At 64.6% G+C, this 15548-nt stretch carries 14 protein-coding genes and 1 pseudogene; 14 read left to right on the top strand and 1 reads right to left on the bottom strand.

Features of this window, described 5'->3' with window-relative positions; genetic code table 11:
• Positions 1–22 precede the first annotated feature (22 nt).
• From QCE64_RS22990 to QCE64_RS23015, 6 genes are all read left to right on the top strand, one after another.
• On the top strand, positions 23–1366 hold the full coding sequence (locus QCE64_RS22990; protein ID WP_310006429.1) for an LLM class flavin-dependent oxidoreductase: 1344 nt from the start codon (positions 23–25) through the stop codon (positions 1364–1366).
• A gap of 112 nt (positions 1367–1478) precedes the next feature.
• Positions 1479–1739, top strand: coding sequence for a hypothetical protein (locus QCE64_RS22995; protein ID WP_309923913.1), 261 nt, complete (start codon positions 1479–1481; stop codon positions 1737–1739).
• Between the two features lie 119 nt (positions 1740–1858).
• A complete protein-coding gene (locus tag QCE64_RS23000; RefSeq protein ID WP_310006431.1) occupies positions 1859–2833 on the top strand; it encodes a sulfonate ABC transporter substrate-binding protein in 975 nt (324 codons plus the stop codon).
• A 57-nt stretch (positions 2834–2890) separates the two neighbouring features.
• Positions 2891–4039 (top strand): FMNH2-dependent alkanesulfonate monooxygenase, encoded by a 1149-nt coding sequence (gene ssuD / locus QCE64_RS23005; RefSeq protein ID WP_310006433.1) that lies wholly within the window; start codon positions 2891–2893, stop codon positions 4037–4039.
• Positions 4040–4046: 7 nt separating this feature from the next.
• Complete coding sequence (ssuC, locus tag QCE64_RS23010; RefSeq protein WP_309933457.1) at positions 4047–4832, top strand: aliphatic sulfonate ABC transporter permease SsuC; 786 nt, start codon at positions 4047–4049, stop codon at positions 4830–4832.
• On the top strand, positions 4829–5635 hold the full coding sequence (locus tag QCE64_RS23015) for an ATP-binding cassette domain-containing protein (RefSeq protein ID WP_404987429.1): 807 nt from the start codon (positions 4829–4831) through the stop codon (positions 5633–5635). The genes ssuC and QCE64_RS23015 overlap by 4 nt, the downstream gene beginning before the upstream one ends.
• Before the next feature lie 39 nt (positions 5636–5674).
• Here the strand turns inward: QCE64_RS23015 and QCE64_RS23020 are convergent, their stop codons facing one another.
• Complete coding sequence (locus tag QCE64_RS23020; protein WP_309923925.1) at positions 5675–6313, bottom strand: NAD(P)H-dependent oxidoreductase; 639 nt, start codon at positions 6311–6313, stop codon at positions 5675–5677.
• Between the two features lie 227 nt (positions 6314–6540).
• On the opposite strand from QCE64_RS23020, the gene QCE64_RS23025 reads away from it, so the two are divergent.
• From QCE64_RS23025 to QCE64_RS23060, 8 genes and pseudogenes are all read left to right on the top strand, one after another.
• Entirely contained in the window at positions 6541–7134 is a 594-nt protein-coding gene (locus QCE64_RS23025; protein ID WP_310006436.1) for a nitroreductase family protein, read from the top strand.
• 82 nt (positions 7135–7216) lie between these two features.
• Positions 7217–7915 (top strand): annotated as a pseudogene (locus tag QCE64_RS23030) (GNAT family N-acetyltransferase); the annotation flags it as partial.
• A gap of 187 nt (positions 7916–8102) precedes the next feature.
• Positions 8103–9455 carry an LLM class flavin-dependent oxidoreductase gene (locus tag QCE64_RS23035; RefSeq protein ID WP_310007332.1) on the top strand — a complete coding sequence of 451 codons (1353 nt, stop codon included), beginning with the start codon at positions 8103–8105 and terminating at the stop codon, positions 9453–9455.
• Between the two features lie 149 nt (positions 9456–9604).
• Positions 9605–10612, top strand: a complete 1008-nt coding sequence (gene deoC / locus QCE64_RS23040; protein ID WP_309933461.1) for a deoxyribose-phosphate aldolase — start codon at positions 9605–9607, stop codon at positions 10610–10612.
• A 27-nt stretch (positions 10613–10639) separates the two neighbouring features.
• Positions 10640–13030, top strand: coding sequence for an aldehyde dehydrogenase family protein (locus QCE64_RS23045; protein WP_309933463.1), 2391 nt, complete (start codon positions 10640–10642; stop codon positions 13028–13030).
• Between the two features lie 66 nt (positions 13031–13096).
• Positions 13097–13579 (top strand): RbsD/FucU family protein, encoded by a 483-nt coding sequence (locus QCE64_RS23050; protein WP_309934179.1) that lies wholly within the window; start codon positions 13097–13099, stop codon positions 13577–13579.
• Positions 13576–14508, top strand: coding sequence for a ribokinase (rbsK, locus tag QCE64_RS23055; RefSeq protein WP_310006438.1), 933 nt, complete (start codon positions 13576–13578; stop codon positions 14506–14508). Before QCE64_RS23050 ends, rbsK begins: the two co-directional genes overlap by 4 nt.
• A complete protein-coding gene (locus QCE64_RS23060) occupies positions 14505–15545 on the top strand; it encodes an ABC transporter permease (protein WP_309933465.1) in 1041 nt (346 codons plus the stop codon). Before rbsK ends, QCE64_RS23060 begins: the two co-directional genes overlap by 4 nt.
• Positions 15546–15548 lie beyond the last annotated feature (3 nt).

The following is a 15548-nucleotide window of genomic DNA, read 5'->3' on the forward strand; positions in this document are numbered from 1 at the left end:
GAATTTTTCTGGAGTTTCATTCATGAGCGCTGCCGCTCCGCGCCAGTTGCATCTGAACATCAACGCGCTGCATTCCGGTTTTGTGCCGTCGGCATGGCGTCTCGCCGATGCCGATCCCGCCGCGTTCATCGACGTGAACCACTATGTGCGGCTCGCGCAGATTTCGGAACGCGCGTGCCTCGACGCCATCTTTCTCGCCGATAACGCCGCGATCGCCGACCAGCTCGACATGCGGCCGATCACTGCGCTCGAACCGACGCTGCTGCTGACCAGCGTGGCGGCGGCGACCGAGCATCTGGGGCTCATCGCGACCGCATCGACGAGTTATAACGAGCCGTACAACCTCGCGCGCCGTTTCGCGACGCTCGATCTCATCAGCGGCGGACGCGCGGGCTGGAACATCGTGACGACGGCGGACTTGCCGTCCGCGCGCAATTTCGGCCTTGACGCCGTGCCCGATCATGCACAGCGCTATGCACGCGCCGACGAGTTCGCGACGCTCGTGAAGACGCTGTGGAACAGCTGGGAGGATGACGCGCTGATCGCGGACAAGGCCAGTGGCCGCTTCGTCGACATCGCGCGCGTGCATCCGGCGGCGCATCGTGGCCGCTTCTTCGGTGTGCAAGGGGCGCTCAACCTGCCGCGCTCCGCGCAGGGTCATCCGGTGCTGGTGCAGGCGGGCGCATCCGGCGATGGCCGCGAACTTGCGGCCCGTCATGCGGAAGCGGTCTTTTCGGCTTCGCAATCGTTCGATGAATCGCGCGCGTATCGCGAGGATCTGCACCTGCGCGCGGCGCGTCATGGGCGTGGACCGGACGCCGTGAAGGTGCTCGCGGGCCTGACCACGATCATCGGCGGGACCGAAGCCGAGGCGCTGCGCCGGCGCGATGAACTCGTCGACCTGATTCCGTGGCGCTACAGCCTGAACCGTCTGGCGGGCACGCTCGGCGTGCCGGCCGATAGTCTGTCGCTGGACCAGCGTTTGCCCGACGACCTTCCGCCGCCGAATAACGGCAACGGCAATCACACTTTTTTCAACGCGACACTCGCCCAGGCACGCACGCACGGCTATACGGTGCGCGAACTGGTGCACGCGCTCGCGGGCGGCGGCGGGCATCGTGTGATCGTCGGCACGCCGGAGCAGATCGCGGACGACATCGCCCACTGGTTCGAACAGGGCGCCGCCGACGGCTTCAACCTGATGCCCGATGCGCTGCCGGGCGGACTCGAAGCATTCACGGAAGGCGTGGTGCCGATCCTGCAAAAGCGCGGCATCTTCCGCCGCGCGTATGAAGGCAAGACGTTGCGCAGTCATCTTGGGCTGAGTGTGCCCGAGGGGCGCCGTGCGGCGGAGAAGGCTGCCTGAAGCGGTCCGTGCTCGAAATCGGGGCGCTGGAATGCATTGCAGAAAAGTTTGTTTGCCGGAATTTTTGCAACGGTCTAGATTCGAAGCATTCACGCTACGCAGGAGCGCAGCCATGCAGCACATCCTGACTCGTTACTGGCAAACCCTGTCGACTTCCGTACGGGAGAGGCGCGATCGCAGCCGGATGCGCGCATTCCAGCGCGTGCGCCAGGACTGTGCGTGCGGAACAGCCTCCGGCAAGACGCAGCATGACGAACCGCCGAGCCGCACCGAGCGGCTGGAAACCATCGCGCTGTACGCGCGCGCGGGCTACTTCAACATGGGCTATACGGTGGACGTGTTCCAGTCGCCCGCCGATCTTCCGCCGGAGTGATGCCGTTTTTCTGAATTGATTATGACGATTGCTCGCTTAGCGATGGCTGGACCCGTTGCTAAGATCGATGAACCCAGACGGCATCACCGATGTCATCGTTCATCGCCAGAGGAATCCTCATGTTCGTTCCGGAAAATGTGTCGCGCCGCCGTGCGCTCGTCAGGCTCGCCGCACTGGGCGCGGGTATGACGGGGGCCTTCACCGCCGGCGGCGCGAGTGCCGCTGACACGTCAAAGACCTTGCGTATCGGCTATCAGAAATATGGCAACTTCGTCGTCTTGAAGGCGCGCGGCACGCTCGACAAGCGTCTCGCGGCGCAGGGCATCACCGTGCAATGGCTCGAGTTTCCAGCCGGGCCGCAATTGCTGGAAGGCCTCAATGCCGGCGCGGTCGATATCGGCACGGTAGGTGAGACGCCGCCCATCTTTGCGCAGGCGGCGGGCGTGGACTTTGTCTATATCGCCAATGAACCGCCCGCGCCCAGGGCGGAGGCCATCGTCGTGCCGCAGCAGTCGCCGCTACGCTCGGTTGCGGACTTGCGCGGCAAGAAAGTGGCCTTGAACAAGGGGTCGAACGTTCACTATCTGCTGGTCGAGGCGCTGAAGAAGGCGGGGCTCGCCTATACGGATATTCAACCCGTCTATCTCGCCCCCGCCGATGCACGCGCGGCCTTCGTTCAGGGAAGCATCGACGCATGGGTCATCTGGGATCCGTATCTGGCCGCCGTCGAGAAACAGGCGCATGCGCGGCAGCTCGTCGATGGCACGAACCTCGTCAGCAACGTGCAGTACTACCTCGCGACGCGCAGGATCGCGAGCACGCAAGCGCCACTCGTGCATGCGGTGCTCGACGAACTCGATCAGGTCGATCGCTGGGCGCGCGACAACGTGCCTGCGGTCGCGGCGCAACTGTCGCCGCTCGTGGGTCTCGATGCGGACATTCTCGAAACCGCGCTCAGACGCACGGCATACGGCGTGCAGCCGGTCACGAATGCCACGCTCGCGTATCAGCAGCGGATCGCGGATGTGTTCACGAATCTCAAGCTGATTCCGAAACAGCTCGATGTGAGCGCGGCGCGCTGGAACGTCGCCTGATGCGCTGACGCGCCTGCATCGATTTAAAAACGAGACGCTTACGCAAGGTTTATCGCAATGAATGTTTTCTGGTTCATCCCCACGCACGGCGACAGCCGCTATCTCGGCACCACGCAAGGCGCGCGCGCGGCGGACTACGATTATTTCAGGCAGATCGCAACCGCCGCCGATACGCTCGGCTACGAAGGCGTGCTGCTGCCCACCGGACGTTCCTGCGAGGATGCGTGGGTGGTGGCGTCGAGCCTGATTCCGGCGACGAGGCGTCTCAAGTTTCTCGTCGCGATACGTCCGGGCCTGAGTTCGCCGGGCCTGTCGGCGCGCATGGCAGCCACGTTCGACCGGCTCTCCAACGGCCGCCTGCTGATCAACGTGGTCACGGGCGGCGACCCGTCCGAGCTCGCGGGCGACGGCGTTTTCTACGACCACGATACCCGCTACGAACTCACCGATGAATTCCTGAGCATCTGGCGCGGCCTTCTGGAAAGCGCGCACGAGAACGGCAGCTTCGACTTCGAAGGCAAGCATCTGCGCTCGCAGGGCGGCAAGGTGCTGTATCCGCCGGTGCAGAAGGCACATCCGCCGCTGTGGTTCGGCGGGTCCTCGCCGGCCGCGCACGAGATCGCCGCAAAGCATGTCGATACCTATCTGACATGGGGCGAGCCGCCTGCCGAAGTCGGGAAAAAAATCACCGACATTCGCCGCCGCGCCGCCGCAGCAGGCCGCGACATCAAGTTCGGCATCCGGCTGCACGTGATCGTCCGCGAGACGGAGCAGGAGGCGCGGGCAGACGCGGACCGCCTGATCAGCAAGCTCGACGATGAAACCATCCGCCGTGCGCAGGCTTCGTTCGCAAAGATGGACTCGGAAGGCCAGCGGCGCATGGCCGCGCTGCACGGCGGCAACCGCGAAGCGCTCGAGGTGTATCCGCACCTGTGGGCGGGCGTGGGCCTGGTGCGAGGGGGCGCGGGCACGGCGCTCGTCGGAAATCCGGAACAAGTCGCCAGATTGATGAAGCAATATTCGGAACTCGGCATCGACACTTTTATTCTGTCCGGTTATCCGCATCTCGAAGAGTCATATCGTTTCGCCGAACTCGTGTTCCCGCTGCTGCCGCGCGGCCAGAAGGCCACGCCCACGGGTCCGTTGTCGGGGCCCTTCGGCGAAGTGATCGGCACCTCGGAACTGCCGCGTGCGGCGCAGGGCTGAACGCGCGATGAAAATCGGAAAAAACATCACCCGGCATCTGTTGCCATGGGCCGTGCCCGTGCTGATCCTGATTGCCTGGGAAGGCGCGGCACGCAGCGGCGGGCTGTCGGTGCGCGTGTTGCCCGAACCGCTAGCGGTCGTGAAGGCGGCATGGACCCTGATCCTGTCCGGCGATCTGTGGGCCAACGTCAAGGTCAGTGCATGGCGGGCGCTCGCCGGTTTTGCGATGGGCGGCTCGGCTGGCTTCGTGCTCGGGCTGGCAACCGGTCTCAGCAGACCTGCGGAGATCGCGCTCGACTCGACCGTGCAGATGATCCGCAACATTCCCGCGCTCGCGTTGATTCCTCTGCTGATCCTGTGGTTCGGCATCGGCGAGGAAGCCAAGCTCGTGCTCGTTGCGCTGGGCGTGTTCTTTCCGGTCTACGTCAACACGTATCACGGCATCCGCTCGGTGGATCGTGATCTGATCGAAATGGCGAAGAGTTACGGGCTCTCCGGCGGCGCGCTGTACTGGCATGTGATCCTGCCGGGCGCATTGCCTTCGATTCTCGTCGGCGTGCGCTTCGCGCTGGGACTCATGTGGGTCATGCTGATTGTCGCGGAGACCATCTCGGCGCAATCGGGCATCGGCTACATGACGATGAACGCGCGCGAGTTCCTGCAAACCGATGTCGTGCTGGTCGGCATCCTGCTGTATGCGCTGCTCGGCAAGCTGGCGGACATGGCGGCTCGCCTGATCGAGCGCGCGACGCTGCGCTGGCATCCGTCCTGGCAGAACGAGGTGCGATCATGAGTTCAGTGAAACCGGCCGCCAGTCGGCAAGCTGACCCGCTCGGGCGAACGCCGACGCGGATGTCGCCGGTTGCGCGGCTGCCGGTCGGGCGCGACATTGCGGTCGCCCTGCGCGGCGTAGGCAAGCACTTCGGCGAACGGCGGGTACTGCATGACCTGGACCTGTCGATCGAACGAGGCAGCTTCGTCTCGATCGTCGGGCGCAGCGGTTGCGGCAAGTCCACGTTGCTGCGTCTGATCGCGGGACTGGAAGACAGCTCGACTGGCGACGTGCAACGCCACGCCGCGACGCCCGGCGACACGCTCGGCATCCGCATCATGTTTCAGGACGCGCGGCTATTACCGTGGAAAAGCGTGCTCGACAACGTGATGCTCGGCCTGCCGCGCAGCGCACGCGAGGACGCCCGCGCGACGCTCGCCGAAGTGGGTTTGAGCGGACGCGAACGTGACTGGCCCTCGCGTCTTTCCGGCGGACAGAAGCAACGGGTGGCGCTTGCGCGGGCGCTGTTGCATCGGCCGGATCTGCTGTTGCTCGACGAACCGCTCGGCGCGCTGGACGCGTTGACGCGCATCGAGATGCAAGACCTGATCGAGCGGCTGTGGCGTGAACATGGCTTCACCGCGTTGCTGGTGACGCATGACGTGCAGGAGGCGGTGTCGCTGGGAGACCGGGTCGTGTTGATCGAAGAGGGGCACATCACGCTGGATACGGAAGTGGCCCTGTCGCGGCCGCGCAGTCGCACGGCCGAACGGTTTGCCGAACTGGAGGAAGCGGTGCTGTCGCGCGTATTGCGCCGGACGTGATGACGAGTCGAGACAGGAGGCTGTCTCGACTCGCCTGAGTCAGCCTTGCACGATGCTCGCTTCGCGTTCCACCGCGTGATACGCATCGCTGTCATGTGCGCCGAAGGCCAGCGCGAAGCTCGCTGCCTGTCGGCCCACGGTGCGCAACTGCTCGACCACTTTCGGGTCCGAGCACGTATCCGCCGTGTCGAAGCGCGTTTCTAGCGTATTGACGGTGGCACCAAAGGGCGTGGGCCAGCCGCGCAACGCATGGACGATGGAACGCAGCGAGGTCAGCACCGTGCCCGCGGCCTGCCATCCATACGCTGTGACGATGCAGCCGACGGCGCGGCCGTCGAGATACGGACGTTCATCGCTGCGCAATTCCTCGAGGGTGTCGAGTGCATTCTTCACCAGCCCCGAGACGCCGCCGTGATAGCCGGGTGTGGCGATGACGAGGGCGTCGGCGCTGCGGACAGCCTCGATCAGTTCATGCTGCTCGTCGGTGAGCTGGCGTGTTTCCGGCGAGTAGTGCGGCAGGCCATGCAGGAAGGCGCCGCCGAACAGTTGCACGCGCGCGCCGGCTTCCTGTGCGCCCTTCAATGACAAGGCGAGCGCGCGCTCCGTGGACGAAGCCGGACGTGTCGTGCCGCCGATTCCAACCACGAACGGGCGGCGCGCTGAGTGTTGTCGAGTCAAGATCGATGCTCCAGATGAACGGGCGGTCCGCCACGCAGCGCATGACAGTCCCGCGGATCATTCATGATAACCAGTGGCTCCTCGCACAGGAACGCATGATTTTCGCTAAGGTTATGCATCGAACGTTTCATTCCGTTTTTTATCTACTTGAGACGCTTTGCTTGGGCAATGCAAAATTTCGGGCAGGGCGCTTGAATTTTTTAACGTAACTTTCTCATTTACAGGCCATGACGGATCGACCCGCACAAACCGACCTTCCCATCCATTCCCTGCTTGCCGAACGCTGGAGTCCGCGCGCCTATTCCGACAAGGCTGTCGCCCATGAGCAGGTTCTCGCGCTCCTCGAAGCGGCGCGCTGGGCGCCCTCGGCGTTCAATGCGCAGCCCTGGCGCTTCGTCGTGTTCGAGAAAGCGGTGGATCCGAACGCCTTTGCGCGCGCGTTCACCACGCTCATTCCGTTCAACCAGACGTGGAATGCGCCGGCTCAGGTGTTGATCGCCGTGCTGGCAGATACGCTGACTTCCAAGGGCACTGTGAACGCGACTGCGAGCTACGACGCCGGCGCCGCCGCCATGGCGCTGTTGCTGCAGGCCCATGCGCTTCGACTCGCGGCGCACCCGATGAGCGGTTTCGATGCTCCGGCCTTTCAACAGGCCTTCGATATTCCCGAGCGCTACGTGCCGCTCAGCATGATTTCGATCGCGCATCACGGTGACGCCCAGGCGCTTCCCGCCCAGCTTGCGGAGCGCGAAGCCGCGCCGCGTGCCCGCCTGCCGCTCGAAAAAATCGCGCATTTCGGCGGCTGGCCGGGCGATGCCTGAACCCGGCGGGCGCTAGGTCCATGGCGGGGTTTGCGGTACCGTAGCGTATCGAGACCCTTTCACGGCCAGGAGCGCCCGACGTATGACGAGAACCAACGAACATCAGCAGCCCATCGGCGATGCGGTGAATGACTGGACCCCGCGCGAGCGGCCGGCCCGCATCGTCATTGAAGGGAAGCATTGCCGTCTCGAGCCGCTCGACGTGGACCGTCACGGCGCCGATCTCCTCGACGCCTATGGCCGCGCACAGGACGGACGCGACTGGACCTATCTGTTTGCGGGGCCTTTCACGGATGCCGACGCCTTTCGCGACTATCTGACGAAGGCCGCGGCCTCCACCGATCCGCTGCACTACAGCGTCATCGATCTTTCGAGCGGCAAGGCGGTCGGCACACTCGCGCTGATGCGCATCGAGCCTGTGCATGGTGTCATCGAAGTGGGCAGCGTGACCTTTTCGCCGCTGCTCAAGCAGACGCGCATCTCGACCGAAGCGCAATATCTGCTGATGCGTTATGCCTTCGATGACCTCGGCTACCGCCGCTATGAATGGAAGTGCGACAGCCTGAACGCGCCTTCGCGCAAGACCGCGCTGCGGCTGGGCTTCGAATTCGAAGGTATCTTCAGGCAAGCGATTGTCTATCGCGGCCGCAATCGCGATACCGCGTGGTACGCGATCATCGACCGTGACTGGCCGCGCGTGCGCCGTGGTTTCGAACGCTGGCTGGCGGACGATAACTTCGACGCAGACGGCAAGCAGCGCGCGTCGCTTGCGCAGTTGCGGGAGCATTGATTTCGGCGCGGCGTGCAATGCATTTCAGGCGCCGCGCGCTGAGCTATGCAGTTTTGCTTCGTTTGAAGGCCCTTTGCCGGGCTTGAGAATCGGGGAGCGTGACGCGGCCTGCCGTCAGGGCCGCCGTTCCGATCCATCCGGCTCTCAAGCAAGTTCTCAAGCGAAGGACGATCCCAGCATGACTCGACGAAGCGGGCATCTGCATCTTGGCGCATTCCTCTATCCCACCGGTCATCACATCGCGGCATGGCGCCACCCTCGGGCGGTGGCCGACGCAGGCAGCAACTTCGCGCACTACGCGCAACTTGCGCAGGCGGCCGAGGCCGCGAAATTCGATCTCGTGTTTCTCGCCGATGGCTCCGGCACGCGGGGCGACGACGCACCGTTCCTCAGCCGCACGGCGCACAGCTACGTAGCCCAGTTCGAGCCACTTACGCTGCTTTCGGCGCTGGCAGCCGTGACGCAACGCATCGGGCTGGTCGGCACCGCGTCGACGTCGTTCAACGAGCCGTATCACATCGCACGCAAGTTCGCGTCGCTCGATCACATCAGCGGCGGGCGTGCCGGATGGAATCTCGTGACGTCGTCGAGCGAACATGAAGCGCGCAATTTCGGTCATGACGAACACTTGCAGCATGCGCACCGTTACGAACGCGCCGCGGAATTCGCGGACGTCGTCGCGGGGCTGTGGGACACCTGGGACGAGGATGCCTTCCCACGCGACAAGGCCTCCGGCATCTTCTTCGATCCTGCGAAGCGCCGCGTGTTGAATCATCGCGGCGCGTTCTTCAAGGTGCGTGGACCCTTGAACGTCGCGCGCGCGCCGCAGGGACATCCGGTGCTCGTGCAGGCGGGATCGTCGGAGGCGGGCAGGACGCTGGCGGCGCGCACGGCCGAGGTCGTTTTCACGGCGCAGCAGACACTCGAAGATGCGGTCGCGTTCTATGCGGACGTGAAGGGCCGCATGGCGCACTATGGCCGGCATCCGGATTCGCTCAGGATCATGCCGGGCGTCATGCCGATCGTCGGGCGCACGGAAGCGGAAGCGCAAGAGAAGTTCGAGGAACTGCAGGCGCTCATCGATCCTGTCGTCGGCCTCGCGATGGTCTCCACGCTGACGGGCGGTGTCGATCTCTCGTCGTTCCCCCTCGACGGTCCCATCCCCGAGTTGCCTGAAACCAATGCCAGCAAGAGCCGTCAGTCCCTGATGATCGAACTTGCGCGCCGCGAGAATCTGACGATTCGCGAACTCTATCGCCGTATTGCGGGGGCGCGCGGACATTGGCAACTCGTCGGGACCGCCGCGCAGATTGCCGACGAACTGGAACAGCGCTTTCAGCATTTCGGCGCCGATGGCTTCAACGTCATGCCGGCGCTGCTGCCAGGTTCCCTGCACGATTTCATCGAAGGGGTGTTGCCGGAACTGCGACGACGCGGACTGTTCCGCAGCGAGTACGAAGGTACCACCCTGCGCGATCATCTCGGCCTGGCGAAACCGCGCGTTGCACAAAAAAACGGAATCGCAGCCTGATTTTTTCTGCATCGGCACCACGGCACGCCTAATCGACTGAAGCGCCTCCGAACTTTCCCTATGTTACGATCGTAACAAAGTTGATATAAACTGAGATCAATCTATCAAAACATGTTGTGCGTCGCACAAGACGCCAGCACACCGATCTCATGCTGGAAACTGCATCGAAGTCCATCGTCGCGTGGCCTGGAAAGGTTCAGGACCACGCTGGCACACGCAATCCCGGCGTGCCGTTCGACCTGGCGTGGCTGGACGGGCTGCGCGTCAATCAGTCAGCGGTGTCCCGCCGCGCGTCCACCCTCGGTACGCGGCGCGCGGTCAAGAAGGACGCGCAGGCGGCCTGGCTGCTGAAGGCCATCACCTGCATCGACCTGACGACGCTCAACGGCGACGACACCCACGGCCGCGTTGAACGCCTGTGCGCGAAGGCGCGCCGGCCGTTGCGCGACGACCTGCTCGACGCGCTCGGCATGCCGCCTGCGTCGATCACGACCGGCGCCGTCTGTGTCTATCACCGCTATGTGAAGACCGCCGTGGACGCGCTGCAAGGCAGCGGCATTCCGGTGGCCGCGGTGTCGACCGGTTTTCCCGCCGGCCTCAATCCGCATGAATTGAAGCTGCGCGAGATCGAGGCTTCGGTCGCCGACGGCGCAGCGGAGATCGATATCGTCGTCACGCGCGAGCACGTTCTGACAGGAAACTGGAAGGCGCTCTACGACGAGATGCGCGACTTCCGCGCCGCCTGCGGCCCGGCGCACGTCAAGGCAATTCTCGCAACGGGCGACATCCGCACGCTCTCGAATGTCGCCAAGGCGTCCATGATCTGCATGATGGCCGGCGCCGACTTCATCAAGACCTCGACGGGCAAGGAAGGCGTGAACGCCACGCTCGACGTGTCGCTCGTCATGGTGCGCATGATCCGCGACTATCTGGCGCGCACCGGCGTCCTGATCGGCTTCAAGCCGGCGGGCGGCGTCTCGACGGCCAAGTCGGTGCTCGAGTATCAGATCCTGATGAAAGAAGAACTCGGACGCGAGTGGCTCGAACCCGACCTGTTCCGCATCGGCGCATCGAGTCTGCTGGCCGATATCGAACGCCAGCTCGAACATCACGTGAGCGGACGCTATTCGGCGTTCAATCGTCATCCCGTCGCCTGATCTGCACGACTTCACATTCCAAGCCTCATGAGCGTTGCCGACTATTTCTCCTCGATGGACTACGGACCCGCACCGGAAGACGATCGCGCCGCGCGCGCCTGGCTCGATCAACATGAAGGGCGCTTCGGTCACTTCATCAACGGCGCCTGGCGCGACAGCGATGCCGCCGAGCGTTTCGATTCACGCGAACCCGCCACGGGCCACGTGCTCGCATCGGTCGCGCAGGGCGAGCAGGCCGATATCGATGCCGCCGTACAGGCCGCGCATGCGGCGCTCGAAGGCTGGCAGGCCATCGGCGGCGCCGGGCGCGCGCGTCATCTGTATGCGCTTTCGCGCATGGTGCAGCGGCATGCGCGCCTCTTTGCGGTGCTCGAATCGCTCGATAACGGCAAGCCGATCCGCGAGTCCCGCGACATCGATATCCCCCTTGTAGCAAGGCATTTTCTGCATCATGCGGGATGGGCCCAGTTGCAGGACAAGGAGTTCCCGGACTGGGCGCCGCTCGGCGTGGTCGGCCAGATCGTGCCGTGGAATTTTCCGCTGCTGATGCTGGCATGGAAGATCGCACCCGCGCTCGCGCTCGGCAACACGGTCGTCCTGAAGCCGGCCGAGTTCACCTCGCTCACCGCGTTGTTGTTCGCCGAACTCGCGCACCGCGCGGGCTTGCCGAAGGGCGTGCTCAATGTCGTCACCGGCGACGGCCGCACCGGCGCCGCGCTCGTCGAACATCAGCGGGTCGCGAAGATCGCGTTCACCGGATCGACCGAAGTGGGCCGCCTGATTCGCGCGAGCACGGCGGGCTCGGGCAAGTCCCTGACGCTCGAACTCGGCGGCAAGTCGCCATTCATCGTCTTCGATGACGCCGACCTCGACAGCGCCGTCGAAGGCGTCGTCGATGCCATCTGGTTCAATCAGGGACAAGTGTGCTGCGCCGGTTCGCGCCTGCTCGTGCAGGAAGGCATCGAGGCGCTCTTCGTCGAGAAGCTCAAGCGCCGCATGGACACGCTGCGCGTTGGGCCGTCGCTGGACAAGGGCATCGACATGGGCGCGGTCGTCGACGACATCCAGCTCGAACGCATCCGCGCACTGGTCGCGCAGGGTGCGAGCGAAGGCTGCGAGATCCATCAGTCGACGCGTGTCGGCGTGCCGGAAGGCGGCGCGTTCTTTCCGCCGACGCTGGTTACCAAGGTCTCGCCTGCCTCGACGCTCGCACAGGAAGAAATTTTCGGTCCCGTCCTCGTGACGATGAGCTTCCGCACGCCGGAAGAAGCCGTCGCACTCGCAAACAACACGCGCTACGGGCTTGCCGCGAGCGTGTGGAGCGAGAACATCAGCCGCGCGCTGGATGTCGCGCCGCGCCTGCAATGCGGCGTCGTGTGGATCAACGCGACCAACCTCTTCGACGCGGCCGTGGGCTTCGGCGGCTATCGCGAGTCGGGCTTCGGCCGCGAGGGCGGACGCGAGGGCATCTACGAATATCTGAAGCCGCGCGCCTGGGCGAAGCTCCCGTTACGCAGCGAAGGCAAGGCCGCGCCGGCCGAGCCGGATTCATTGACCGATGCGGGCAACGTCAGCGCGCTCGATCGCACGGCGAAGCTCTTCATCGGCGGCAAGCAGGCGCGTCCGGACAGCGGCTATTCGCGCCTCGTGCGCGCGCCTTCGGGCGATATCGTCGGCGAAGTGGGCGAGGGCAATCGCAAGGACATTCGCAACGCCGTGGCGGCCGCGCGCGGCATGACCAAGTGGACGTCGGCGAGCGCGCACAATCGCGCGCAAGTGCTGTACTACCTCGCGGAGAACCTGAGCGCGCGCGCCGATGAATTCGCACGGCAACTGGTGCAGCGCGCCGGCGCCAGCGAACGGGATGCGAAGCGCGAAGTGGAAGCATCGATCACGCGCTTCTTCACGTACGCCGCATGGACCGACAAGTTCGACGGCGCGGTGCATGCGCCGCCGCTGCATGGCGTGGCGCTGGCAATGCATGAAGCGATGGGCGTGATCGGCGTGGTGTGTCCGGACGAGGCGCCTTTGCTGGGCTTCGTGTCGCTCGTCGCGCCCGCGCTGGCACTCGGCAATCGCGTGGTGGCGGTGCCCAGTGAGACGTGTCCGCTGATGGCCACGGACTTCTATCAGGTCGTCGAGACTTCGGATGTGCCGGGCGGCGCGCTCAACATCGTCACCGGCGATGCGCGCTCGCTGGCGCAGACGCTCGCGCAGCATGATGACGTCGATGCGCTCTGGTGCTTTCATGGCGCCGCGCTCTCGGCGCTTGCCGAGCGTGAATCGGTGGGCAACCTGAAGCGCACCTTCGTCGATCAGGGCCGTGTGTTCGACTGGCACGATGCTGCAAGCGAAGGCCTGCCGTTCCTGCGCCAGGCCGTGCAAGTGAAGAACATCTGGGTGCCATACGGAGACTGATCAAGGAATTGACCGGGCGCAGATCTCGACAAGACAGGAGACGCGCCCATGCATGGAGGAGACGCTGTGCTGAAGAACATCGATCCGCTCTTGAACGCCGATATCCTGCACGCGCTCGCCGCGATGGGTCACGGCGACGAAGTGGTGATCTGCGACGCTCATTTTCCCGCCGATTCCGTTGCGCGCAAGACCGCGCTCGGACGCGTACTGCGCATGGACGGCGCGAGTGCGCCGCGTGCGGTGCGCGCGGTGCTGTCGGTATTGCCGCTCGATACTTTTGTCGATGACCCCGCGGGCCGCATGGAAGTGGTCGGCGACGCCGCCACGCTTCCGGCCGTACAGCGCGAGGCACAACGCGAAGTGGACGACGCCGAAGGCCGTGCGTTGCCGTTCGCAGCCGTCGAGCGTTTCGCTTTTTATGAACGTGCCAGACAGGCTTTTTGTGTGATCGCGACGGGCGAAGCGCGCGGTTATGGCTGCTTCATCTTCAAGAAGGGCGTGCTGCTTGCACCCGATGTACCCGAAGCTTCGAACGGAGGCGCGCGATGAAGAGCGTCGTCATTCTCGGCATCTACGTGACGGACCTCGCGTTTCGTGCACAGCGCATGCCCTTGCTCGGCGAGACCGTCGCGGGCTCCGCGTTCAAGATGGGGCCCGGCGGCAAGGGCTCGAATCAGGCGGTGGCCGCCGCGCGCGCGGGTGCGGACGTGATCTTCTGCACGCGCATCGGCGCGGATGCATTCGGTGACATCGCGCAGGCCACCTGGGCCGCCGAAGGCATCACGTCGCGGGCCACGGTCATGCAGGATGCCGCCACGGGCGCCGCGCACATCTACGTCGATGAAAACACCGGCGGCAACGCGATCATCGTGGCAGCGGGCGCTGCGGGCACGCTCGTGCCCGAGGACGTGGAAGCTATCGAAGCAGACATCGCGGGCGCGGGCGTGTTCGTCACGCAACTGGAACAGCCGATTCCGGCCGCACGACGCGGGCTGGAACTCGCGCGCAAGCATGGCGTGATCACCGTGTTCAACCCGGCCCCGGCGCTGCCGCTGACCGACGACATCTATCCGCTGTGCGACTACATCACGCCGAACGAGACCGAAGCGGCGGCATTGACGGGCGTCGAAATCACGTCGGTCGATGACGCGCGGCGTGCCGCCGACGTGCTGCTCGACAAGGGCGCGCGTGCCGTGATTGTGACGCTGGGTGAAGCGGGCGCGCTGCTGCATACGGCGCAGGAATCGACGCTCGTGCCGGCCTTCAACTGTGGCCGCGTGGTGGAAACAGCGGGCGCGGGCGATGGCTTCACCGGCGGCTTCGCGGCAGCGCTCGCACGCGGCGACAGTCCGCTCGATGCAGTGCGTTTCGGTTGCGCGCTTGCGAGCCTTTCGGTCACGCGGCCGGGCACGGCGCCATCGATGCCGCGTCTCGACGAAATCACCGGGGTGCTCGAGCAAAGGAGCGTCACGCAATGAAAGGTGCGAAGTGGCTCGCTGACCGCCAGTTCAATTTCCTGATCGGCGTGAACATCCTGGTGGTGCTGGTGGCCACAGCGATGTCGCACGGTCAGTTTCTCGACATCGACAATCTTCAGTCGATGGGCGGACAACTGCCCGAGCTCGGCCTGCTCGCGCTCGGCATCATGCTCTCGATGGTCTCGGGCAACGGCGGCATCGACCTGTCGGGCGTGGGACTCGCGAATCTCTCGGGCATGGTCGCGGCGCTGTTGCTGCCGCACATGGTCTCCGCCGATGATTCCCCCGCGCTCTATACCGGCGTGTTCGTATGCATCGTCGTGATCATGGGCTTGCTCGGCGGCCTGTTGAACGGCGTGGTAATCGCAAAGCTCAGGCTCACGCCGATTCTCTGCACGCTCGGCACGCAACTGCTGTTCACGGGCATTGCGGTGGTGCTGAGCAACGGGGCATCGGTGCGGGTCGAATACGTCGATCCGTTGTCGAATATCGGCAACGGCACCTTCCTGCAAGTGCCCATCGCGCTGTGGATCTTCATCGCGGCCGTGCTGGTGCTCGGCTGGGTCCTGAAGCGCACGCCTTTCGGCCTGCGTCTGTACCTGATGGGCACGAACCCGAAAGCCGCGTTCTATGCGGGCATTCCGCGCGCGCGCATGCTGATCGTCACGTATGGATTGTGCGGCGTCCTCGCTTCGCTTGCGGGACTGATCAGCGCGACGCATACGTCCAGCGCCAAGTGGGATTACGGCAACTCATATCTGCTGATCGCGATCCTGATCGCCGTGATGGGCGGCGTGAATCCGGCGGGCGGTTATGGGCGCATCGTCTGTGTGTTCCTTGCGGCGACCGTGCTGCAATTCCTGTCGAGTCTGTTCAACCTGCTCGGCGTATCGCAGTTTTTCGGCGATTGCGCATGGGGCTTTCTGCTGCTCGCATCGCTCGCCTTCGCAGGCGGTGAACGCGTGCGCGCGATCTTCGGCATCGGCGGGGCTGCACCCAAAAGCAAAGTGCCGCCGCCTGCATCGACCGGACGTTAGTGT

This window comes from Caballeronia sp. LZ043, from assembly GCF_031451075.1.
Taxonomy (GTDB): Bacteria; Pseudomonadota; Gammaproteobacteria; order Burkholderiales; family Burkholderiaceae; genus Caballeronia.